Raw genomic sequence first — 23,631 nt, forward strand, 5'->3', positions numbered from 1 at the left:
ACTCCGGCGGGAGCACCACATAGTGGCGCTCCCGCCGGAGTACTTTCTGCTGCGGACGTCGTGTCAGCCGGCGGCGACGGCGTCCCTGGCGGTTTCTCCGCCGCCGGACACGGGCTGGGCGCGGCTTTCCCGCCGTCGACGCCGGACCAGTTCCGCGACGCTCCACGCGGCGGTGGCTCCGACCGCCAGAATGATGCACGCCAGCACGAGCGGCCAGCCCGGCGGTTCGAAACGGACGGTCACGCTCTGTCCGGCCGAGCCGGCCGGGATGTCCAGCTCAAGAAGATAACCCCGGAGCGGCGCCGAGACTACTGCCCCGTCGGCCTCGTATCCCGGCCAGGCCAGCCGGCTGAGCACGGCCTTGCCCGGGGCGTCGCCCATCCGGTCCACGCGGAGCACAACTTCCCGGCTGCTTTCCGAGACCAGCGACAGGGCTGTTCCCTCCGATGACCAGACAAGCTGACCGGTGTTCAGCCGGGGTTGATCGCGGACCCACACTACCGAGTCCGCGGACCTGCCCGCTTCGTGCCAGCCACCCGGAGGCGCGCCGTTGAAGGCCTCATTGGACTCCGAGTCCGGGTCGCGAAGGAGCTGGACCGTGTCGATGGACAGGAGATCCGCGAGGACCTTTCCCGTCGCGGGATCCGTCTCGAAGAGTTTCCCGGCTGCCGCTGCACAGGTCCAGCCGTGGCTCGAGATGCACAGATCTTCGGCGTAGTTGGCGAACATGATCGGCGAATAGAGGTTCTGGACTTCGGCAGCATTCATGTACCAGGCGTTCGATGCCAGCGTCTCGTTCCAGATCTCCGGTCCCAGCTTGGTGGGATCGCCCACGATGAAGGTGCCGCCCTCAGCTCCGGGAAGCTGACGCGAGTAGCTCCCCGGGGTATCCGGCATCCGATAGTCCGGCAGCGGCGACGATGTGAAGGCCAGGTGCTGTCCCGCGGCAATGACCATGCTTATGAGCACGACGCCTCCGGCCAATACCACCGGTCCCCGGAACCCGGTCCGCAGACGCGGAACGTAGAGGAAGAAGAGCAGCGCCGCGATGCCGGCGGCCGCCAGCAGCCCATAGAGCGCCGCCACCCGGAAGGACGGGAACTGGCTCCAGGCCAGGTACAGCCCGGCGAGCACGGTCGCAGCCGTGGCGATAATGCGTCCGCGGCTCAGTGCGGGCACCCTGAAGCGTGAGACCAGCACCGACAGGGCCACCAGGACAGCCAGGGACACATACGGCATGATCCTGATGGGGAAGCGGAGCGGGCCCAGGTCGCTGGGCGCCAGGGTCAGGGCCAAGGACACGAGTCCGACAACCCAGAGCGCGGTCAGCTCCCTGCCGGCTGCCTTTACTTTCGCGTAGTCCACGATCGTGAGGACCGGGAGGAACCATGCCACGTAGAGCAGGGGCACGGTGGCGAACCCGCCCCACCACCCGGTGACCTGCGGCAGGCTGCCCGGCACCCAGGCGGTAAACAGTCCGGTGAGGTCCGGCGTCAGGAAGCCGGTGTTCTCGATCCCGCCGGAGCGTGCCGTCACGGGGGCCGTGAGGAGTCCCGGGAGGTACACCGCCATCGCGGTGAGCCCGCACACCAGGCCGGCGAGGAGCAAGCGGCGGGCGCTCCTGCGGCCTCCAGTCAGCCGAGCTTCCAGCAGCAGGCCCACGAAGACGATGACCAGCATGAGCGTCCCGTGAACGTAGCCGATGGTTATCAGCACGTAGGCGGGGATCAGCGCGAATATAGGGTTGCCCCCGTTGAAGGCCATCCGGCGCAGCCCGAACCAGGTCAGGGGAAGCAGGCTGAAAACCATGAGCCCGGTGACCCAGGAGGCGGCGTCGATGTACACGGTGAATCCGGTGAGGGTCACGGCGACACCCGCGATCGCCGACCATTCCGGCTTTGCCTGGTAGCTCCTGGCGAGCAGGAACGTGCCGGCGGCCAGCACGCAGAGGAAGACGATCTTGAGAATCGTCGAAAAGACGACGATGTTGGCCGATGTGCTGGCCAGCCAGCCGATCAGGAGAATGAGCGGATTCCAGATGCCCCATTGGCCCTCGGCGGCATAGTTGCCGGCCCCCCAGGCACTGTCGCTGAAGAGCGGCCACTCCCCTGCGCTGAGTTTGGTTCCAATTTCGAACCAGATGCCAAACGCCCCGGCCTGGGTATCGTCATAGTAGTAGAACCTGTTATTGCTAAGAAGCGGAATCAGCGACCCAAGGAAGGCAGCGGCCACCGTCGCTGCCAGCCACATGAGGTCGCTGCGCCGACGCGAGTGAATCACAAACTGCCCTCGGACTCCGCGTGCGCCGAACGCCGCCGCAGCTCTGCCACGACAGCGTGCACTTCCCCGTCCATGACCACCTTGCCGTGCTCGAGCAGTACGCCGCGCTCACAGACGGTGGCGACCAGGTCCAGGTCGTGGCTCACCACAAACAGGGTTTTCCCCATTTCCGAGAGTTCCTTGATCTTCGCGATGCACTTGCGCTGGAAGGGCTCGTCGCCCACCGCGAGGATCTCGTCGATCAGGAAGACCTCCGGATCCGTGTGCACAGCGATGGAAAACGCCAGCCGCAGGTACATGCCGGAGGAATAGAACTTCACTTCGGTGTCGATGAACTCGCCGATCTCCGAGAATTCCACGATCGAGTCGAATTTCTCGTCGATCTGCTTCTCGGTCATGCCAAGGATGGCACCGTTGAGGTAGACGTTGTCCCGGCCGCTGAGGTCATGGTGGAAGCCTGCGCCGACTTCGATGAGCCCGGCCACGCGGCCGCGCGTGCGCACCGTTCCGCCGTCGGGCTGCAGGACGCCGGAAATGAGCTTCAGGAGGGTCGATTTTCCGGAACCGTTGAGGCCCATGAGCGCCACGGTCTCGCCCTGTTTAACCTCCAGCGAAACGTGATCGAGGGCCAGGAATTTCTTCGACAGGTCCCCCTTCCGGCCCTTGACCAGCCAGACCAGGGCCTCTTTGAGGGAACGGGTGTGGCGCAGGACGAACTGCTTCCGGAGGTCGATGCAGCTGATGGCCACATGGCCGTGCGAGGTCATGTCAGAGCTCCTGTGCGAAGTGGACGGCGAGCCGGCGGAACGTCAACTGTCCGAGGAACAGCAGGCCGAGGGAGATCATCATGGCGATCGGCAGCCAGACGGTCAGCAGGCCCGGAGGAATGGTCTCAATCGTCAATTGTTCGGCGTTGAGCGTCGGTTCCCAGAAGACCCAGTGGAAGACCTCGACGGCGACCGTCATGGGGTTGAGCTGGTAGACCCAGAACCAGGAGCCCATCACGTTCTCGACCATCGTCCACACGTAGAGGACGGGTGAAGCCCACGTCACCACCATGACGATCATGTCGACGATATTTTCGGAATCACGGAAATAGACGTTGATGGCGCCGAAGATCAGGCCCAGTCCGGTGGCGAGAACCGCGACCATGAGGAAGATCAGGACGGCGGCGGCCAGCTGAAGGATCGACGGCGTCCATCCCACCACGAGGCACGCGCCGACCAGCACCAGGAGTTGCGGCAGGAAGTGCGCCGCGGACACCCAGACCGTGGCCACCGGGAAGAGCTCCCGCGGCAGGTAGATCTTCCGGATCAGATCCCGGTTGTCGACGATTGATCGCGTGGCGTTGGAGAGGCACTCGGTGAAGAAGTTGACCAGCACAATGCCGGCAAAAAGATAGATCGCATAGTTTGGCGTACCCCGCTGGAGGTCCAGGAAGACGCCCAGCGCCACGAAGTAGATCAGGAACTGCACGAGTGGCTTGACGTACGACCACAGGAGCCCCAGCACCGAGCCCCGGTACCGCACCTTGATTTCCTTGCGTACCAGGAGCTTCAGGAGGAAGCGGTCCCCGAAGACGTCCAGGAGCCCCCGCCCGCTTCCGGGCCTAACCAGCTGGTCGGTCTGACCCGCCATCTAGTCGCCGTCCTTGGAGTTCGCCTCGAACGTCTTCTTCCACGCATCGAAGGAGCTGATCTCCGCTACGGCGGACCGGTACTGCTGGGCAAGTTTGTCCCACTCGCGGAAGAGCTGCAGGTGCAGCCGCGTCGCTTCGGTCAACATTGATTTCAGCTTCTTGGGGTCCCGCTGGTACCAGGACGCGCCCGTGCCTTCGGCGTTGGACACCACGACGCTGTCATAGTGGGCCACCCTGTACCAGCGGTTGTCCCGGTGGGCCAGATACCCCTGCGGCCTTTCGGTACTTTCCGGGCCGGGCGCTTTGATCAGCTGGCGCGCGACGGTCTTGATGCCCCACGGAATCAGCTGCTTCTTGCTGGGCAGCCCCACAACGGTCCCGCCCATTGGCCCGCGGCCGATCTTGGGCGCCGGGAAGTCATCGACATCTTCCTTCAGCTGGGCGTCGGGGTAGTCGGCCTTCAGGGCGTTGATTTCGGGCAGCTTGGTACCGAGCACCTTGTGGAGGTCGTCGGGGCCCTTCAGGAGGTCGCGCAGGGCGTCGATGTGTCCGTGCTCGGTGAAGTACTGCATCGACACGAGGTGCTTGACGTCGGACTGGAACGATTCGCGCAGCACCCGGCCGCCCTTGGGGTACGGGCTGTGGATCAATGTGGTGATCAGCCGGTTGCGCGCGTGGAAGTAGGCCTGCCAGCCGACGAGGTCGTCCTTGTCGATCCAGGACACGTGCCAGACGGCAGCGCCGGGCATCGATACCGTGGCAAAGCCGGCTTCCCGTGCCCGCAGTCCGTATTCGGCGTCGTCCCATTTAATGAACAACGGCAGCGACAACCCGATTTCCTGGATCACCTTGGTGGGGATCAGGCACATCCACCAGCCGTTGTAGTCCACGTCCACGCGGCGGTGCAGCCACGGGGTCTGGCGAAGGTTCGCGACGCTGAAATCGTGCCGCGTCTCCATATCGGCGTGCGGCAGGGCCGGCACGATCCGGTAGGGGTCCACGACCTCGCCGAAGGTGTGCAGGACGCTGCGGTTGTAAAGGTCGAACATGTGGCCGCCGACAATCGTCGGCTTGCGGCAGTGATCCGCGAACGTCAGGAGCCGCACGATGCTTTCGGGTTCGACGACGATGTCGTCGTCGAGCAGCAGGGCGTAGTCACTGCCGTTTTCGACGGCCTCGAACATGCCGCGCGCGAAGCCTCCGGAGCCGCCAAGGTTTGCCTGGTTGATGATCCGAAGCTTGCCTCCGAGGGCATCCCGGACCGCCGCGAAGCCCTCCTGGTCTTCGACTTTCTGCGTCCCCTGGTCCACGATCAGGATTTCCTTGACGTTCTCAAGGACGTCCGGGTTATCCGCCAGGATGCGGGCGTTGTTGAGGCAGAAGTCAGGCTTGTTCATGGTCGTGATTTCCAGGGTGACCTGCCCCTTGGGGCGGTCGGTCCCCGCGGTCTCCCACTGGGCGCTCTCGAGCACCAGCCCGTCCGCGCTGGCGGCGAGATCGAACCAGTACCACCCGCCGTCGCCGAACGGCTTGAGCGAAAGCTCGAACAACGAGGTAGTGTCACCGTCGACGTGGACACCGTCGACGCGCTGGACGGAGCCGCGGGCGTTCGACTTGTACACGGTGACAGTGCCGGTGCCGCTCGTCCGGACGGCCAGCCTGATGTCCCGGACCGAAGTCCAGCGCCGCCAGTAGCTCGCGGCGAATGCGTTGAAATAGGTGCCGAAAGAGATCTGTTCACCGGACCGGACGCGCATCGAATGCCGGGTGAGGAGGTCCTCGAAGTGCGCCTGCTGGCTGCCGGAACTGAACATCTGCAGTTTGTCTTCGGGAAGCTTGGGGGTCCGGGCCAGCTCGTCATTCTCGCGCAGCCGGATGCCGCTCGCCGTCCCCGCGTCGGCATACAGGGAAACCGTGTCCGGCTGGTCCGCCGAGGGCAGGATGACGCGCTGGATCGTGGCCCAGGCTGTGGTTCCGTCAGCGGCGCTCATGCGTCCACTCCTCCGCTTTCAATCGTGGCGCCGGCCTCGAAATGCGGCCGGATCTTGTTGTCGAACATGGTCAGGGCGGAGCCGATGGCCATGTGCATGTCAAGGTACTTGTAGGTGCCGAGCCGTCCGCCGAAGAGGACGTCCTTCTCGGCCGCCGCCAGGTCGCGGTACTTGAGCAGGCGCTCACGGTCCGCGGCGGTGTTGATCGGGTAATAAGGCTCGTCGCCCTTTTCGGCCGCCCGGGAGAATTCGCGCATGATGACGGTCTTTTCCGTCTGGTAGTCGCGCTCCGGGTGGAAGTGGCGCGGCTCGATGATCCGCGTGTAGGCAACATCGGCGTCGTTGTAGTTGACCACCGACGTCCCCTGGAAGTCGCCGACGTCGAGCACTTCCTCCTCGAAGTCGATGGTGCGCCAGGACAGGTCGCCCGCGGCGAAGTCGAAGTAGCGGTCGACGGGTCCGGTGTAGACCACGGGAATGTTGCCGACGACCTTGTTCCTGCTGTAGTCGTGCGACTCATCGAAGAAGTCGGTGTTCAACCGGACCTCGATGTTCGGGTGTTCCGCCATCTTCTCGATCCAGGCGGTGTAACCGTTCGTCGGAAGGCCCTCGTACGTGTCGTTGAAGTACCGGTTGTCGTAGTTGTAGCGCACCGGGAGGCGGGAGATGATGCCCGCGGGCAGGTCTTTCGGATCGGTCTGCCACTGCTTGCCGGTGTAGTGCTTGATGAACGCCTCGTACAGCGGCCGGCCGATGAGCTGGATGCCCTTGTCGTTCAGGTTCTGCGGATCGGTACCGGCGAGCTCCCCGGCCTGTTCCTGGATGAGCTCCTTCGCCTGCCCCGGGGTCAGGTTGGCGCGGAAGAACTGGTTGATGGTGGCCAGGTTGATCGGCAGGGAATACACCTCACCTTTGTGGACCCCATACACCTTGTGCACGTAATTGGTGAACGTTGTAAAGCGGTTCACGTACTCCCAGACCCGCTCGTTGGAGGTGTGGAAAAGGTGGGCGCCGTAGCGGTGCACCTCGATGCCGGTCTGCTCTTCCTTTTCGCTGTAGGCATTGCCGCCGATGTGATGCCGGCGGTCGATGACAACGACCTTCAAGCCCAGCTCCGTGGCGGCCTGTTCTGCGATTGTCAGGCCGAAAAAGCCCGACCCTACGATGACGAGGTCAGCGGTCACAAACTCTCCTGGTTCGAATGCGGGCAGCGCAATGTTTCGCATTGTCTGCTGTTCTAGCCTACCCGAGCGCCAAACGGAATCGGCCACGGCCGCTGTCGTCCACATAGACGGAATCCCCCGGCGCCGGTCACGCCGGGCGCGCCTAGCGTGGGATCCAAACGACCATGCGGGAAAGGATTTCTCCCCGATGCTGCTGCACTGCACGCTGGTTCCGGCCCCGGGGTCCGCACTCACCTCCGGACCGGTGGAACTGGCCATCGAAGTGCCGGCCGCGTGCCCCGGCGCGGAACTCCAGGCGGCCATCTCACGGCGTTTCGGAACCGGGGACCTGACAGTAGACCGGGTGCCGGTCGCCGGTCTGGACGTCGGCGAGGCCCCCCTTGTCCACGGCGCCGTCCTGGTGGACGGCGCGGTGCCGGCTGCCCCCATGCAAGCGGCACCGCTAATCCTGGTCGTGCATGGCGGTCCGGCCGCCGGCCTGGTCGTGCCGCTGCGGCGCGGGCGGTTCCGGATCGGCCGCCGCGGCACCGAGATCGTGATTCCGGATGCCGAAATGTCCCGCGAACATGCGCGGCTGGACGTGACTGATTCCGCCGTCACACTCCTCGATCTTGGGAGCGCCAACGGGGTCAGCGTTGACGGACGGAAGGTGCACACGTCGGCCGTTTCCACCGAGTCCTTGATTCAGTGCGGTGGCTCGTCGATGTCCGTGGTCTTCGGCGGCACCCTGGACTCCGGTATCCCGGCCGCTGCCGGTTCCGACGTCTCGGCACCGTTGCTGGTCAGCAATCCCGCGGCGCCCGGCAACAGGGCGGCACTGCTGCTGACTGCCCTCCTGCCTTTCGCCATCGGGGTCGGCCTGGCCATCCTGACCGGATGGTGGATGTTCCTGGCTTTTACCGCGGTGTCGGCCGTTTCGGTTCTCGTGCCCGCCGCCGCCGGCCGAAGGCAGCGCCGCGAACTCAGGTCTGCTGTCGCCGCGGCAGCGCGCGAGGATAAGGAACGACGGCGACGGGCCGCACCCTCCGCCGGGGAGCTTTCCCTGCGGGGTTCACCGGCTGGACCCGACCCGCTGAAGGCGGCCGCCAGCAGGGGCACGGTCTGCCCGGGCCCGGTCTGGCTGCGGCTCGGACAGGCCCAGCAGCGCGCGAATATCCGTCTGGAACCACCGGATCCCGGCTTCCGGCCACCGCTGCTCGGAACAATGCCGGTGACGCTTGACCCCGGGACGGCGGTGACCGCCCTGCGGGGACCGGAACCCGCCATGGCCGGGCTGGTCAGATCCGTTGTGCTGCAGCTTGCCTGCTACCCCGCCGCCCGGCGGACCAGAATCGTTATCCATGGCCCCACCCCGCCGCTTCTTGCTGCGCGCTTCCTCGCTGCCGCAACTCTCAGCGCGGACGAGGCTTCGACCCTGGAAACCCTGGCGGCCGGCTTCGGTCAGGACTATGAGCGCGGAGTGCTGCTGATCGTCACAGCCCCGGCAACCGCCGCCTTGCGCTCCGCAGCGGTCAACCGCGGCTGGCAGGTCCTCGACTGCTCCGGCGATCCGGCACCGGCCGCGGGCGCGGGTGCGGGCTCGGCCGCGGACCTTGTCCTCACGGAGCGCACCGCCCGGCTATCATCCGCCGGGACGTCGCTGGAATTTTCCCCCGATCTGGTTCCATCCGGCGTCTTCGACCGCAACTGCCGCCGCCTGCAGGCCGCCGGGCCCGCGGCTGTCCCCCGGACGGGCATGCCGGCAGCACGCTCCCTGGGCGAGCTGCTCCCGCTTTCGGCGGCGGGCATAGCGTCCCGGTGGGCCGAGTCCGCCGGCGCCCGTGGTCTTCCCGTCCCGGTGGGCGTCGGAAGTTCCGGCCCGTTGCAGCTGGATCTGCAGGCGGACGGCCCCCACCTTCTGGTCGCGGGAACCACTGGATCCGGCAAATCAGAATTTCTCCGGACCCTGGCCGCGGCATTGGCGGCCGGCCACCCGCCTGACCGCGTCAATCTGCTGCTGATCGATTTCAAGGGCGGTTCCGGGCTGCGGCCGCTGTCCGGTCTGGCGCACTGCGTGGGGCTTCTCACCGATCTGGACATCAACGGGGTGGCACGCACCCTGGTCTCCTTGCGTGCGGAGGTACACCGCCGGGAAGAGCTGTTCGCCTCGCACCGGGCCGCAGATCTGCGGGCCTACGAGTCGGTGGTTCCGTCCGGGCCGCCGCTGCCCCACCTGGTCGTCATCATCGATGAGTTCAGGATGCTCGTTGACGAGGCCCCTGAAGCACTCACCGAGTTGATGCGGATTGCTGCCATCGGACGCTCGCTCGGCATCCACCTCGTTATGGCAACCCAGCGTCCCCAGGGCGCCGTGTCCCCGGACATCCGTGCAAACGTGACCAGCTGCGTCGCCCTTCGGGTCCAATCCGAGCTGGAATCCTTCGACATCATCAATTCCCGGCTGGCGGCGGCCATCCCGATTACGAGTCCGGGCCGTGCCTACCTTGTCCGCGGAAATGAAGCGCCGGAGGAGTTTCAGACGGCCACGATCGGTTTGGCCGGCCCGGGGATGACCCGCAGCCCCACCGTGATGCGGGCGACGGAATTCCTGAACGGCCCGGTGGCGGACGAGTCCCCCGGCGTGGCCGGTGGCGCCGATCCGCAATACGGACGGGCGGTCACCGAGCTGGCGGACGCGGTAACCGCGGTCTGGGAGGCGGCCTGCGGCGGGCCGCTGCACCGTCCCGTCGCCCCGCCGCTCCCCAAACGGTTGCCGTTTCCCCGGGACGGCAGCCGCGGCATGATGAGGCTGGGGCTGGTGGACGTTCCGGAAGAACAACGCGTCGCCGAGTTCGGCTGGCATCCTGGCCTCCACGGCCATCTGGGCCTGGTCTCCGGGAACACCGGCGGCGCCGACGCCGCCCTGGGACTCATCGTGAATCAGCTGCTCGGCTGCAGCGACGAACGCCACCTGTACGTCCTCGATGCCGCCGGGTCCTTCCACGCAGCGTCCACATCTCCGCGCGTCGGAGCACTCGTGGGACTGCGCGAACTTCGCCGGGCGGCGCGGGTGCTGGAGCGTGTCTCCGAGGAAATGACGCGGAGACTGGGAACTGCCGGCACGGTCGGGCTACCTGCCCTTGTGCTGGCGCTGTGCGGCTGGGGATCCTGGGTCTCCGCGTTCCGGGCGGGTCCCCTGGCGTGGGCCGAAGACCTGGTCCAGGACATCGTGCGGGACGGCGCAAGGGCAGGGATCACCGTCCTTGTTGCCGGTGAACGCGAGCTCGTGGCGTCACGGTTCTTCGCGGCCATTCCCAACCGGATCTTCGTGCCTGCCGGCTCGACGGAAGAGGGACGGCTGGCCTGGCCCCGGCTGCCCCTCACTGAAGCGGTTGCCGGCCGCGTCGTGGTTTTTGGGCCGCTGTCCGCCGCGTCCGCCGCGTCCGCCCCGTCCGGTCACGTGGGGCAGCTTTTTGAGCCGTGCGCCCCCGCCGCCCGGGGCGCGGCCACCCGCGCTGCAGGCATCCGGCCGTTCCGCGTCGAGCCCCTGCCCGGGCTGGTGACGGCCGCCGAAGTCCTGGCTCTGGCGTCAGGCTTGCCTGCCCTTCCCGGCCGCCTGTGCCTGGGCGTCGGCGGCGACGAACTCCTCCCGGCGGGCGTTCCGCTGCCTCCCGGCGCCGTCCTTACCGTCCTCGGCGGCTCCGCTTCCGGGAAGACTTCGCTGCTGTCCGCACTACCTGGCCTCAATCCGTCCGTCAGCTGCCTGCAGGCCCCGGGCGATCCGGAACGGTACTGGACCAGGACCCACGAGGCCGCGCTCACGGGTGCGCTGGACCCGGCGGCGATTCTCCTGGTGGACGACCTCGACCTGCAGTCACCAGAGACCAACGCCCGGCTGCTCCTGCTGAACAACCTCGGCTGGCGGGTCGTCCTGACCGCCGGCTTCGGCCCGGGCATCCGGCAACGGGTCCCGGTGGCCCAAACCGGTGCCGGACAGGGACGGGGCATCCTGATCGCCCCGCGGGGCTTAATGGATGGGGAGCTCTTCGGCGTCAGGTTCGAACTCGAACAGAGCCCTCCGCCGGGCCGGGCGGTCGTGATTTCTGACGGGCGGGCTCGGGCGGTGCAGCTGGCGGTGGACCCCGCCGCGGGCGGCAGCACCGGAGGACCAGGACCGTGAGGGCCTGGCTGCCCTACCGGGCCGGCTCGGCTACAGCGCGGGAGGTGCCCCGCCGGCGCGGGACGCGAACGCGATGACACGCTTGTCAAACAGCAAAACGATGGCGAGAACGGCCGGCACGAGCATGGCCAGGCCTGCCAGGGGGTATCCGCCCGTCATGGTGGGAAAGCCGATGGTGAGCGTGAAGAGCTGCGCCACCAGCGCGCCCGCGCGCGGCCAGCGGTATCCGCGGAACAGGAACAGGGCCACGGCAATAAGCCAGGCGGAGAAGGCCAGCAGGAGCCCCAGCGTGAACACCGCGCCCCAGAAGGAGAGCACGGGGGCGCCGGTCAGCAGCTGGCTTCCGTACCAGATGGCCGCCACCAGCAGGGCGGTCGCTTCCAGTGCCACGATGACTGCTATGACCCGGATGCCCGGGGGCCGAACCAGGGGAAGCCGGGAGCCGGGGTCGCGGCTGCCTGCAGTTTCGGAGGAGTTCTCAGGGTCTCTTGACACACTGGCACAGTACCGGACATAGTCGTCTAGATGTGAGGGCGCCGCCAGCCAATGTGATGCATCGCTCACGATCCCCAGGCATTTTTCAGCCCAGTACCCCTTGTTTACGCAGCGTTAACATGACACGCTTAATCGAGATGACCGAGGGGGCCCCAGAGGGCCCCTTTCTTATGAAGCCTCTAGTGAATAATTTCACAAGGAATTTAAATGTGTGCCCAGGAAATGGAGTGACTGATCAGCATGGATTGGCGTAACCGCGCAGCGTGCCTTGACAAGGACCCGGAGCTTTTCTTCCCCGTAGGAAACACCGGTCCTGCCCTCCTGCAGATCGAGGAAGCCAAAAGTGTTTGCCGTCGATGCCCCGTTGTCGACACCTGCCTGCAGTGGGCACTCGAATCCGGCCAGGACGCCGGCGTCTGGGGTGGAATGAGCGAGGACGAACGCCGCGCCCTGAAGCGCCGCGCAGCCCGCGCCCGCCGCGCCTCCTAGTACCGGGCACCTGACGCTGGCCCGCCGGTGACCGGCCGGCCGACAGGACAGAAATGGCCGCAGACCTTCGTCTGCGGCCATTGTCCGTTAAGCCGCCGGCAGCGGGCAGCGCCTCCGTCGGTCGGCTAGCGTGTGGCCAGGCTCAAAACAATCCGGACAGCTGTTCCGCCGCCCTCCCGGGCACTCCACTGGATGCTGCCGCCCAGTTCGCTCGTCACCAGGGTGCGCACAATCTGCAGGCCAAGTCCCTCCACGTAAGGGGTGGCCGGGATACCAACACCGTCGTCCGCCACCGTCACGGTGAGCAACTCGTCACCGTCCTCGCTTTCGGAGCGGTCCGCGATCAGCCAGACGGTTCCCGTCCGGCCTTCCAGGCCATGTTCGACGGCGTTCGCCACCAGCTCGTTGATCACCAGCGCCAGCGGGGTGGCGGAGTCGCTCGGGAGCTCCCCGAAGAGTCCGGAGCGCGCCGTCTTCACTTGCTGCGACGGGGAAGCCACCTCGGCGGAGAGCCGGAACTGGCGGCCGATGAGTTCATCGAAATCGACGCTTTGGGTCAGGCCCTGCGACAGCGTTTCGTGCACGAGGGCAATCGTGGCCACCCGCCGCATCGCCTGCTCGAGTCCCTGCTTTGCCTCGTCGCTGACCATGCGCCGTGACTGCATCCGCAGCAGGGCAGCAACCGTCTGCAGGTTGTTCTTGACCCGGTGGTGGATCTCGCGGATCGTGGCGTCCTTCGTGACAAGTTCCATCTCCCGCCGCCGCAGCTCCGAGACATCCCGGCAGAGGACCAGGGCACCAAAGCGCTGCTGTTCATCGCGCAGGGGAATGGCCCGCAGCGACAGGCTGACCCCGCGGGACTCAATTTCACTGCGCCACGGCATGCGTCCCGTGACAACCAGCGGCAAGGTCTCGTCCACCAGTCGCCGGTCCTTCAGCAGGCCCGCGGTCACCTCAGCCAGGCTCCGGCCCTCCAGCGACTCGCCGTCCCCGAGCCGGCGGAACGCGGAAACCCCGTTGGGGCTCGCATACTGGACGATGCCCTCGGCGTCGAGCCTGATCAGACCGTCACCGACGCGCGGCGCGCCGCGGCGGGAACCGGTGGGCGAGGCAAAGTCCGGCCACAGGCCCAGCGTGCCCATCCGCAGCAGGTCATAGGCGCATTGCCGGTAGGTCAGCTCCAGCCGCGACGGCATCCGCGAGCTGGAAAGGTCCATGTGCGTCGTGACGATCGCCAGGGTCCTGCCGTTGCGGACCATCGGCACGGCTTCCACACGGAGGGCCATGTCGCTGCTCCAGTTGGTCTCGTTGGAGCGTTCGATGATGCGGCTCTCCCACGCCTTGTCGACCAGCGGCTTCAGATCGGACCGGATCCCCTCCCCCACGAAGTCGGAGTGGAACACCGTATGCGTGGTGGAGGGGCGGACGTGGGCCAGCGCCACATAACCGAGCTCAGGGTGCGGAAACCACAGTGCCAGGTCCGCGAACGCCAGGTCCGCGACCATCTGCCAGTCGCCGACCAGGAGGTGCAGCCACTCGGCATCCCCAGGCCCGAAATCAGCATGCTCCCTGATAGGGTCCGTAAAGATTGCCACAGCACCTCCATTTGCGACGGCGGCAGGGTCAGCTGCCTAGCGTCGAACGATTGACCTCAAGAGCCTCAATGCTACCGACAACGAGGCCATGTCATCGGCCTCGAGCGCGTTCACCTCGTCAAACATGGTCTTCGCCCGCTCCAGCTGCTCAGCATTCTGGCTTTCCCAGGCTGCGAGCCGTTCCTCCGCAGGCATGTCCGCCGGCGTTGCCTCCAGCACAGCCGTGGTCATGTCCGAAACGGTCGAGTAGAGATCGTCACGAAGGGCCGCCCGGGCCAGGGCCTGCCAGCGATCCTTCCTCGGCAGCTTGGTGATGCGCTCAAGCAGGGAGTCAGCGTGGAAGCGGTTGAACACCGTGTAGTAGACGTGGGCGATGTTCGACACGGGTTCCGGGCTGACGTGGACAATCTTGGCGATGTCGAGCAGCACGAAGCTCTCGAACAGTTCCGCCCAGCGGTGGGCCAGATCCTCCGGCAGGTCCCAGCTGCGCGCCTTTTCGAGCCATTCGGCCACCCGGGCCCGGTCGTCGCCGCGCAGGTAGTCCAGCAGGCGTGCCCGCATCGGATCCATCAGCGGCTTGAACTCGCCCACGATGTCGGCGATCGGCCGGGACGCGTTGCCCTGGCTCAGGACCCACCGCACGGCACGGTCCAGGAGCCGGCGGATATCCAGGTGGATGGTGCTCCAGTGCTCTGTCGGGAAGGATGCCGGCAACTCATTGAGTTCCCCGATCATGATGTTGAGTTCGTAGACTTCACGGAGCGCCACGAAGGCCTTCGCGACAGCGGCCTCGGTGGCCGAGGTCTCTTCCATCGCCCGGAACACAAACGTGATGCCGCCCATGTTGATCATGTCGTTCGCCACCACCGTCGCGATGATTTCGCGCCGCAGCGGATGGGTGTCGAGCTCGGCGTCGAACCTGTCCCGCAGCTGCTGCGGGAAGTAGGCCCGCAAAGTTCCCCGGAACCAGGGGTCCTCGGCCAGGTCGCTGTCCCGGAGAGCCGAAGCGAGCTCAATCTTGGCGTAGGCCGCCAGCACCGACAGCTCGGGCGAGGTCAGGCCCTGGCCCTGTTCCAGCCGCTCGCGCAGCGTCTCAGTGGTCGGAAGCGCCTCCAGATCGCGCTTCAGGTCCGCGGACTTCTCCAGCCAGTCCATCAGGCGCTCATAACTGGGGCTCCATTCAGAGACCCGCATCCGGTCATTGAGCAGCAGGATGTTCTGGTCGATATTGTCCTCCAGCACGAGCCGGCCGACTTCGTCGGTCATCGATGCCAGGAACTCCGAACGCTCCGCCGGCTCCAGCTTCCCCGCGGCAACCATCCGGTCCACGAAGATCTTGATGTTGACCTCGTGGTCGGAGCAGTCCACGCCGGCGGAGTTGTCGATCGCGTCGGTGTTCAGGATGACGCCCTGGAGGGCAGCCTCAATTCGGCCGCGCTGCGTCATGCCCAGGTTTCCGCCTTCACCGATAACCTTTACGCGCAGATCGCGGCCGTCGACGCGGATGGAGTCGTTGGCCTTGTCGCCGACCTCGGCATTGGTTTCCGTGCTGGCTTTGACGTAGGTGCCGATTCCGCCGTTGTACAGCAGGTCGGCGGGGGCGAGCAGGATCGCGCGCAGCAGTTCGGGCGGGCTGAGCTGGGTGGTCCCGTCGGGCAGTCCGAGCGCGGACCGCACCTGGTCGGAGACCGGGATGGACTTCGCCTGGCGGGCGAACACACCCCCGCCTTTGCTGATCAGCGCCTTGTTGTAGTCGTCCCAGGATGAACGGGGCAGTTCGAAGAGCCGCTGGCGCTCGACGAAGGACACGGCCTCGTCCGGGGTGGGATCGAGGAAGATATGCCGGTGGTCGAAGGCCGCGAGCAGGCGGATGTGCTTGGAGAGCAGCATGCCGTTGCCGAACACGTCGCCGGACATGTCGCCGACGCCGACGACCGTAAACGGCTCGGACTGCGTGTCCAGGTCCAGCTCGCTGAAGTGGCGCTTGACCGACTCCCAGGCACCGCGGGCGGTGATGCCCATGGCCTTGTGGTCGTAGCCGACCGAGCCGCCGGAGGCGAAGGCATCGCCGAGCCAGAAACCGTACTCCGCGGCCAGCCCGTTGGCGATGTCGGAGAACGAGGCCGTTCCCTTGTCGGCGGCTACGACGAGGTAGGAATCGGCGTCGTCGTGCCGGACGACGTCGGCGGGCGGCACCGGCTGTTCCCCCTCCTGCGTCGTAACGAGGTTGTCGGTGACGTCCAGGAGTCCGCGGATGAACGTCTTGTAGCTTTCGACGCCTTCCGCCATCCATGCGGTGCGGTCCGCCGCCGGGTCCGGGAGTTGTTTGGCGTAGAAACCGCCTTTGGCGCCGGTGGGCACGATCACGGCGTTCTTCACGGTCTGCGCCTTGACCAGGCCAAGGATCTCGGTACGGAAATCCTCCCGCCGGTCCGACCAGCGCAGCCCGCCACGGGCCACCTTGCCGAAGCGAAGGTGCACACCCTCGACCCGGGGCGAGTAGACCCAGATCTCGAACATGGGCCGGGGGGACGGCAGGCCCTCGATACCGGACGGGTTCAGCTTGAAACTGAGATGGGGCTTGTTCTGGTAATAGTTGGTCCGGAGCGTCGCCTGGATCAGGTTCTTGAAGGTGCGCAGCACCCGGTCGGCGTCGAGGGTCGCGACCCGTTCGATCGCGGCGTCCAGCCCGGCAAGGACCTCGTCCTGCCGGACCCGGCGTGCGTCCTCGCCGAGCGAGGGATCAAAACGGGCCTCGAACAGGGCGCTGAGTCCGCGGCTGACATCAGGATTGGCGAGCAGGGTGTCGGCCAGGAATCCGTAGGAGTTGGTGTTGCCCATCTGCCGCATGTACTTGGCGTAGGCGCGCAGCACGACGACCTGGCGCCACTGCATCCCTTCGCGGAGCACCAGCCGGTCGAAGCTGTCCGATTCCACCGCACCGGACACCGCGGCGCCAAAGGAGTCCGCGAGCAGCCGGCCCGTCGTGACCGGGTCCACGCCTGCCGGGTACTTCAGGCCCAGGTCGTAAAGGAAGAAGTCGCGGTGGTCCGCCGTTTCGATCTCGAACGGCCGCTCGTCCAGGACCTCGAGGCCCAGGTTGTGGAAGTAGGGCAGGATCTGGCTCAGGCTCTTGGGCTCGAGCATGTAGAGCTTAACGCGTGCGTCCTCTTCCAGCGTCGCTCCGGCCCCGTCGGGGAGGTAGACGTGGACGCCGGGATGTTCCCTGGCCGTTTCCGCGGCCGCCGCGGCAACGGCACCGTATTTCTCGAAGCGGGCGATGTCCTCCAGGGCATCCTCCACCTCGTAGTCGACGCGGTAGCCCGCCGGGAAGGCCTCGGCCCAGACGGCGGCAAGTTCCTTGGCGCCGTCGCCCTTGACCCCACCGGCCCCGTCGGCGCGGGCGCGGAGGACCTCGGCGATGCCTTCGCTCCAGGAGCGGGCCGCGCGGACAAGGCGCTTCTCGAGCTCGTCGCTGTTGACGTTGCTGACATCGGCGTTCTTCGGAAGCCTGATCCGGAAGAAGAGCCTGGCCAGCGCGGATTCGGTCATCCGCGCCTCGTAGTCGATGGACACGGCGTCAAAAGTCCCGCGGAGTTCCTCCTCGATGCGCAGCCGCACGTTGGTCGTGTACCGGTCGCGCGGAAGGTAGACGAGGGCGGACATAAAGCGCCCGTAGATGTCGGGACGAAGGAACAACCGGGTCCGGCGCCGTTCCTGCAGCCGCTGGATGCCGGTCGCAATGGCGGCCAGATCCGGGACTTCGATCTGGAAGAGCTCATCACGGGGGTAGGTTTCGAGGATGCCCAGGAGGTCCTTGCCGGAGTGGGAATCCGGCGGGAAGCCGGCCTGGCTCAGCACCGCGGCGACCTTCTCGCGGACCACCGGGATGTCGCGCACGGAGCCGGCATAGGCCGTGGTGGCGAAGAGCCCGATAAAGCGGCGCTCGCCGTTGACGTTGCCGGCCGCGTCGAAGCTCTTGACCCCGATGTAGTCCAGGTACGCGGGGCGGTGGACGGTGGAGCGGGAGTTGGCCTTCGTGATGACGAGCGCGCGCTTTTCGCGCGCTTTTTTACGGCCCGTCTCGGTAAGGTGCTGGATCTGGTGCGGCGTATCGGCGCCGCCGCGCAGCAGCCCGAGGCCGCTCTCTTCCCGGGGTTCCAGGACATCCTCACCGGATTCGTTCCTGAGGTCGTATTCGCGGTAGCCGAGGAAAGTGAAGTTCCCGTCATCGAGCCAGCGGAGCAGCTCCTGGGCCTGACGGAGTTCGGCAATCTGCGCGGGGTTCGCCAGCGTGTCCAGGTCCTGCGAAATCTGAAGCGCCTGGTTCCGCATCTTCTGCCAGTCCTCGACGGCGGCACGCACGTCGCCGAGCACCCTCTCGACGCCATCCACCAGCGCGGCACGCTTCGCATCGTCGACTCGGTCGATTTCGACGGCGATCCAGGATTCCATGTGGGAGGCGTTGTCACCCTGCGCAATCAGCTGCGAAAGGTTCGGCATCGCGGCCGTATCGCCGCTGGAGATGCCCAGATGCGAGGGGACCCGGGCGACCTTGACGAGTGCGCCGCTCTCCCGGTTGCGGGTCACAACGAACAGCGGATGCATAACGAGGTGGATGGGGGCTTTCTGCCGGACAAGTTCGGCATTGACCGAGTCCACGAGGAAGGGCATATCGTCCGTGACGATGTAGACGACGCTGCGGTCGGCCTCGTCGGTGATCATGATGTTGGCGACGCCGGGGAAACGGTTCGCCGCCGTCTGGCGGTGCGTCTGCGCCCGCGCAGCGAGCAACTCCTGGGGGTACGCCCGCGCGTCTTCCTCGGCGAGGTGCTCGTAATAGTTCCTCAGGTAGCCTTCTCCGGCACCGATCGAAACGGGTTGATCCTGCACGCTGGACCCAGACGACATCGACAAACGCCTCCATCAAGAAGTTCGCGGCCGCTTCGTTGCGGCCCTCAAACCGAGCCTAGCCCTTAAGCAGACGCCTCGCTGTGGAAGAAAGTACAGAGGATCGGCGGTTTCGCTGGACGGGTGCACAAACGAGGGCGGCGATCCCCTGCCGGAGCGGGGAATCAGGCGCGGCCTCCAGCAGGAGGGACCCTGCGAGCAGGGCCGCGTCGGTCGAGACCGGATCGGACGGCAGGAACGCCGAGAGCGGGGCGGCGGGGCCGTACCGCTCCCACGCATCACGGAGTTGACGCTCCGGGGAACGCCCCACTGCGGACTGCCGGACTTTGTTCAGCACCACCCGCGGGGACGCATTCGGGACGGCCAATTCGAGTTCCGCCAGGCCCCGGACCAGCCGCGGGACACCGATCGAGTCCGCAGCCCCGACGGCGAACACCGTGTCCGCCAGTTCAAGGCTCCTCAGCGTCGCGGCATTGCGTCGCGGCGCCATCGTGTCGAAGCTCAGCTCTTCGTCACTTTCGAGGCAGAAGCCTGTATCAATGACGGTCACGTCAACGACATGCCGGGCCCGGGCCAGCACCAGGGAAATTGCTGCGGCACGGAGTTCGGTCCAGCGGTCCGCGCGGGTGATCCCGGTCAGCACGCGGAAGGTTCCCGTTCTCGTGGCCACCGGAACGGCAACCCGGAGCAGCGCTTCCGGGTCAAGGAGGCCCTGGTCCGCCAGGCGGCAGGCCTGTGCGAGCCCGGCCGATTCGTCCAGCAGGCCCAGCATGGCTGCGACACTGGCACCATAGCTGTCGGCGTCCACGAGCAGGACCGATGTTCCCTCCGCCGCCAGTTCCGCCGCCATGTTGGCCGCCAGCATGGTCCTGCCTGGCGAACCGGCGGGCCCCCAGACCGCAATAATCTCCCCCGCGCCGGATCGTGAAGTCCCGTCCCCGGCGCTGCCGCCGGAGGGACCGGGCGCGGGGCCGGCCCCCGCCAGGCTGCGGCCAGCCCCCTGCCGGTTCCCCGGTTCGGCTCCGGCCAGCAGCGCCACGGCCGCCGTGATGCGGCCGGCCAGGGCGGCGGCATCGACCCCGGTCAGTTCGGCAGCCACGCCGATCCCCTCCAGCCGGGCCTTTTCCTCCGGACTGTCCGTCAGGGCCAGGACGGCGACGCCAACGGCGGACAGCCGGTCGACGAGCGATGCCGTCAACTCCCCGCTGCCCTCGGCCACGACGGCGGCCCGCGCCAGACCGCCCTGGCAGGCCGCGAGCAGTTCCGCGAGTTCGTTGCATCTCCGGACAACGGACACCGGCCCGTGCAGCCGCTCGAGCCTGCCGACCAGGTCTTCGCGCGAGTCCCCGACCGTGACGACCGGGATGCTCACTGGCCCGCACCACCCGGGTTCCAGACTACGGAGATCTTTGCCTTGTTGGCCTGTGCCCCCAGCAGGTTCGGCATCTGCCCGTCCGTCACCAGCACCATCACGACGGTGGACCGGGCGGACCCCAGCGCGGTACTGCCCGGAGTGATCTGGGCGATTTCCGCGCCCGGCAGCAGCAGCGTCGGCTGACTGAACCCGTTCCGGGCGTCGGGCAGCGCCACCCAGACATCGACCCGGGAGCCGGCAACCGCCTGGGCCGGCAGGGCCTCCTCGATAGTCACCGCGACCGGCTTCCGGTCCAGGCCGTCCAGGTGTCCCAGGCTCTCCCGCGGCACCAGTTGGTCCTTGCCGATCCTCTGGACGGCAACGAGCCCGTCCGCCACCGCCGCCGCGGGCGTGAGATAGTGCGGCTCTACGTCGCCGAGGCGGACCTTGACGCGGTTCAGCTTGTCCAAGGACAGCGTTTCACCCACCGCGATCGCTTCCCGCGCCGTGTAGGCCTCGGCAGTCTGGTCTGCCGCCCCGACCAGGGAGATAACGCCCACGACCGAGGCCAGAACGAGCAGAATGCCAACGAGGAGCCGGGGATCCTTCCAGGACGGTTTCTTCAGCCGCGCCCCGCCGGCCACTGTGTTGACACTCATGCGCCCGCTCCCCCTGTAGTCGCCGCCCGGAACCGGCCGGGCATCATCATTGTTGCGTCTTCCTGCCCGGACGGGAAGACACAGGAACAAAGAAGTGCAAACTGTGGATAACGGCCTCAGATGGGGTCATTGGTGGCAAAATGGAATCATGCCCCGATTCCTCACCCTGGCCGACGTCGCAGAGCAGCTCCAGATCAACGCCCCGGCTGCCTACGCGCTCGTGCGCAGCGGCGAGCTCAAAGCCATTCAGGTCGGTGGACGCGGCCAGTGGCGTGTCGAGGAGAAGATGCTCGAGCAGTACATCGAGGAGCGGTACGCGGAAGCCAGCCGGATGATCGAAGAGGCCAAGTCCAAAGCCCGCTGAATCCGGCATGCCCGGTCCGGGCGAGGCTGCCGATGGCGTCCGGCCCGGCAACCGCCCGCCTAGAAGCCCTCGGACCGGGCCGACCGGATCCCGGCCAGCGCGGCAAAAGGAATCGTCGCCAGATCACGGACATTGACCGCTCGACGCTCCTCGCCTTCCCCGGTGACCGCCAGGTCAAAGTAGTCCCGCCCCACCCTGTCAATCACCCCGTGGAGCGTCGATTCTCCCGCTGACCCGCCGGAAATAAGGACGCCCAGCCCGGTGCGGTCCCGTGCGAGACCGCGGAGGGCGCTGGCCAGGCCAAGTCCTTGCCGGACCCTGGACTGCTCAGCCACGGCCAGCCGGGAGAGCCCGAGGTAGCGTACCGCCGAGGCATAGGGAACCAGCACCTGGTGCCGGGGCTCATCCAGCACGAGCGCCTGGCTTCCCGCATGGCTCAGGATCCCTTCGAACATCTTTCCAGACGCGAGCTGCACGCCGACCAGCAGTCCCAGCGAGCCGCGAAGCCGATCCGCGAGCTCCACGGCCGCGGCCTCCGTGCGGGTCCGTTCCGCGATTTCCGCGTCGAGATCCAGGCGCTCGCTGGCGGCCACCTGTGTCTCCAGGTCGAAAAACAGGGCATCCCAGCGCATGGCGTCAGCGTAGGCGCACGATCCCGGGCGGTCAATGAGCAGCCGTTGAAATCTGCCCCTAGACAAAATAGTTCCGATGAGATCAAACTAGGTCAAAGTACATCAAACAGCATTGAATAACATCCAAAGCTACCAAGCGACTCTTCAACGAGCCGGCCGGCGAGCAGCGAGGCGGAGATCATGACCAATGCAGTAGTGCCGGAACGCGGGGACCGGCCCGCCCGCCCTGCCGATGCGGCCATGGCCGCCGCCATCCTTCTGCTGGGCGTATTCCTTGCCGGAACCGGAGGCAGCATCGTCCGGCGCTGGCAGTCCTCCTCGGCACGGCAGCAGTCCCTGGGGTTCGAGGACCAGCTCGGCATGGTGGCGAACGTGGCCGGTCTGATCGTGATCACCTGGTGGTCCATGTCCTTTGTCATGGCCGCGGCGGCGGCCCTGCTAGAACGCAGCGGGAGGGCACACGCGGGCTCGGCTGCCGGAAAGTTCGCCCCCGCCTTCATGCGCCGCCTGGCCCTGGCCGCCCTCGGAGTCCAGCTGCTCACCGCACCGCTCGCCACAGCTTCCACCCCGCCGGCCGTCCCGGGACCGGCCGCCGCAGCAGCAGCAGCCGAACCATCCGCCGTGTGGACTCCGGAGCCGGTCCCGGCCGCAACTGCTGCTCCCCCGCCGTCGTTCGATTCGGGGAACCCCGCGGCGCCAGCGCCCGCGCCAGCGCCCGCCGTCGCCAATCCGCACTGGCGCCCGCTCAGCCCCGTGGTTGAACCCGGCCTGCTGGCGGGGCGCCCGTTGCGCCTCCAGCAACCTACCGGCCAGGCAGCTGAGGTGACAGTACGCCCTGGAGATTCGCTGTGGAGCCTGTCCGCGGCCCGGCTGGGGCCATATGCCTCCGACGTCGAGATCGCCCTGGACTGGCCCCGGCTCTACCAGGCCAACAGGGACACCATCGGGGCAAACCCGCACCTGCTGCGGCCCGGCCAGGTACTCAAGCTTCCGCCCGGATCCTGACATTGCAGACGCGATTTACGACGATGCCCCACCCGCTGCGCAGCAGCACCTCCTCCGGACCGCACGAGCCGGAAACCATCCACCGGAATTCCTGGACAGCCAGCCCAACAGCAAAGGAAGCACCATGAGCGCCATGACCAGCCCCCGCTCCGCCGCAGAAGCACCAGTCCCCCCTGCTGCGCCACTGCGTCTGGTCCCGGGAGGCGCGGACCCGCCCGGCGGCCCGGCAACCGCTTCGGTTCCACCAGCGCCGCTGCCCCGGTTGGCGGAGGAAGAACGGGCGATCTGTGCGATTTCCCGCAGCACGGTGCAGGCCGCCATCGAAGTCCTGGCCGGCACCAGGCCGGCGCAGCAGCTGGCCCGGCGGCTGGACGAGCGCTGCCTCTCGGCACTGCAGCACCGGGCGGCCCTGACCCGGAGGGTGCCGTGCGGGGCGTCACCGACGGCGGGAAGGCTGCATCGTAACGCCACCGTCCGGTCCGTCCGTGCCTGCCGCGTATCTGCGGACGTCTATGAGGCCAGTGCCGTCGTGGTCGAGGAATTGCGGGTCCGCGCCGTCGCTTTGCGGCTGGAGCGCAGCAGGCTCGCCTGGCGGGTCACCGTGCTGGAAATCGGTTGACATCCGGCGAGGGTGGTCACCGAAGCGCCGTTGCAGACCACCGTCGGGAACGAGGGAAGGAGGAACAGCAGCAGCGAAGGAGGGCCGGAATATGTTCCGGCCCTCCTTCGCTGCTGCGCCGTTAGGCCAGGCTGCTGCGTTGCCGGCGACAGCCGATCCGCTAGTCCGAAAATGAGATGACCTGCCTGTGGTCGGGGCCAGCGTGTGGGTGTCCGGAGGCGACATGGAGCCTCCGGTGGTCATGAAGATGGGAGT

General features: G+C 66.9%; 16 protein-coding genes. 5 read left to right on the plus strand and 11 right to left on the minus strand.

Translation table 11 applies throughout. The annotated features are described in order from the left end of the window. Nucleotides 1-63: 63 nt before the first annotated feature. From J2X01_RS11685 to glf, 5 genes are read right to left on the minus strand one after another with little or no spacing between them, the layout of a single operon-like run. Nucleotides 64-2,280 carry a hypothetical protein gene (locus J2X01_RS11685; RefSeq protein WP_310057146.1) on the minus strand — a complete coding sequence of 739 codons (2,217 nt, stop codon included), beginning with the start codon at nt 2,278-2,280 and terminating at the stop codon, nt 64-66. Then, nucleotides 2,277-3,047, minus strand: a complete 771-nt coding sequence (locus tag J2X01_RS11690) for an ABC transporter ATP-binding protein (protein WP_310057148.1) — start codon at nt 3,045-3,047, stop codon at nt 2,277-2,279. The genes J2X01_RS11685 and J2X01_RS11690 overlap by 4 nt, the downstream gene beginning before the upstream one ends. A gap of 1 nt (nt 3,048) precedes the next feature. Then, nucleotides 3,049-3,918, minus strand: a complete 870-nt coding sequence (locus tag J2X01_RS11695) for an ABC transporter permease (RefSeq protein ID WP_310057150.1) — start codon at nt 3,916-3,918, stop codon at nt 3,049-3,051. After that, complete coding sequence (locus J2X01_RS11700) at nt 3,919-5,910, minus strand: glycosyltransferase (RefSeq protein WP_310057153.1); 1,992 nt, start codon at nt 5,908-5,910, stop codon at nt 3,919-3,921. Beyond that, entirely contained in the window at nt 5,907-7,094 is a 1,188-nt protein-coding gene (gene glf, locus J2X01_RS11705) for a UDP-galactopyranose mutase (RefSeq protein ID WP_310057155.1), read from the minus strand. The genes J2X01_RS11700 and glf overlap by 4 nt, the downstream gene beginning before the upstream one ends. Nucleotides 7,095-7,281: 187 nt before the next feature. Between glf and J2X01_RS11710 the strand changes: the two genes are divergently transcribed. Beyond that, nucleotides 7,282-11,253, plus strand: a complete 3,972-nt coding sequence (locus J2X01_RS11710) for an FtsK/SpoIIIE domain-containing protein (RefSeq protein WP_310057158.1) — start codon at nt 7,282-7,284, stop codon at nt 11,251-11,253. Nucleotides 11,254-11,283: 30 nt separating this feature from the next. Here J2X01_RS11710 and J2X01_RS11715 read toward each other — a convergent pair whose 3' ends face one another. Further along, entirely contained in the window at nt 11,284-11,748 is a 465-nt protein-coding gene (locus J2X01_RS11715) for a hypothetical protein (protein WP_374724961.1), read from the minus strand. Between the two features lie 240 nt (nt 11,749-11,988). Here J2X01_RS11715 and J2X01_RS11720 point away from each other — a divergent pair, with 240 nt between their 5' ends. After that, nucleotides 11,989-12,237: a WhiB family transcriptional regulator gene (locus tag J2X01_RS11720; protein ID WP_003804966.1), complete on the plus strand. Its 249-nt coding sequence runs from the start codon at nt 11,989-11,991 to the stop codon at nt 12,235-12,237. Between the two features lie 125 nt (nt 12,238-12,362). Here the strand turns inward: J2X01_RS11720 and J2X01_RS11725 are convergent, their stop codons facing one another. From J2X01_RS11725 to J2X01_RS11740, 4 genes are read right to left on the minus strand one after another with little or no spacing between them, the layout of a single operon-like run. Beyond that, a complete protein-coding gene (locus J2X01_RS11725; RefSeq protein WP_310057160.1) occupies nt 12,363-13,832 on the minus strand; it encodes a sensor histidine kinase in 1,470 nt (489 codons plus the stop codon). Between the two features lie 36 nt (nt 13,833-13,868). Further along, nucleotides 13,869-18,743: an NAD-glutamate dehydrogenase gene (locus J2X01_RS11730; RefSeq protein WP_310057161.1), complete on the minus strand. Its 4,875-nt coding sequence runs from the start codon at nt 18,741-18,743 to the stop codon at nt 13,869-13,871. 58 nt (nt 18,744-18,801) lie between these two features. Beyond that, nucleotides 18,802-20,115 carry a CpaE/TadZ family protein gene (locus tag J2X01_RS11735; protein WP_310057163.1) on the minus strand — a complete coding sequence of 438 codons (1,314 nt, stop codon included), beginning with the start codon at nt 20,113-20,115 and terminating at the stop codon, nt 18,802-18,804. Beyond that, nucleotides 20,112-20,756, minus strand: coding sequence for a CpaB family protein (locus tag J2X01_RS11740; RefSeq protein WP_310057166.1), 645 nt, complete (start codon nt 20,754-20,756; stop codon nt 20,112-20,114). Before J2X01_RS11740 ends, J2X01_RS11735 begins: the two co-directional genes overlap by 4 nt. A gap of 148 nt (nt 20,757-20,904) precedes the next feature. On the opposite strand from J2X01_RS11740, the gene J2X01_RS11745 reads away from it, so the two are divergent. Further along, a complete protein-coding gene (locus tag J2X01_RS11745) occupies nt 20,905-21,120 on the plus strand; it encodes a helix-turn-helix domain-containing protein (protein ID WP_310057168.1) in 216 nt (71 codons plus the stop codon). A gap of 59 nt (nt 21,121-21,179) precedes the next feature. Here the strand turns inward: J2X01_RS11745 and J2X01_RS11750 are convergent, their stop codons facing one another. Further along, the gene (locus J2X01_RS11750; RefSeq protein ID WP_310057171.1) at nt 21,180-21,752 is read right to left on the minus strand and encodes a hypothetical protein; all 573 of its coding nucleotides are present in this window, start codon (nt 21,750-21,752) and stop codon (nt 21,180-21,182) included. 180 nt (nt 21,753-21,932) lie between these two features. Between J2X01_RS11750 and J2X01_RS11755 the strand changes: the two genes are divergently transcribed. Next, the gene (locus J2X01_RS11755) at nt 21,933-22,757 is read left to right on the plus strand and encodes a LysM peptidoglycan-binding domain-containing protein (RefSeq protein WP_310057175.1); all 825 of its coding nucleotides are present in this window, start codon (nt 21,933-21,935) and stop codon (nt 22,755-22,757) included. A gap of 124 nt (nt 22,758-22,881) precedes the next feature. After that, nucleotides 22,882-23,376 carry an Rv3235 family protein gene (locus J2X01_RS11760; RefSeq protein WP_310057180.1) on the plus strand — a complete coding sequence of 165 codons (495 nt, stop codon included), beginning with the start codon at nt 22,882-22,884 and terminating at the stop codon, nt 23,374-23,376. Nucleotides 23,377-23,631: the final 255 nt, after the last annotated feature.

This window comes from Arthrobacter ginsengisoli, assembly GCF_031456935.1.
GTDB classification, from domain to species: Bacteria; Actinomycetota; Actinomycetes; order Actinomycetales; family Micrococcaceae; genus Arthrobacter; species Arthrobacter ginsengisoli.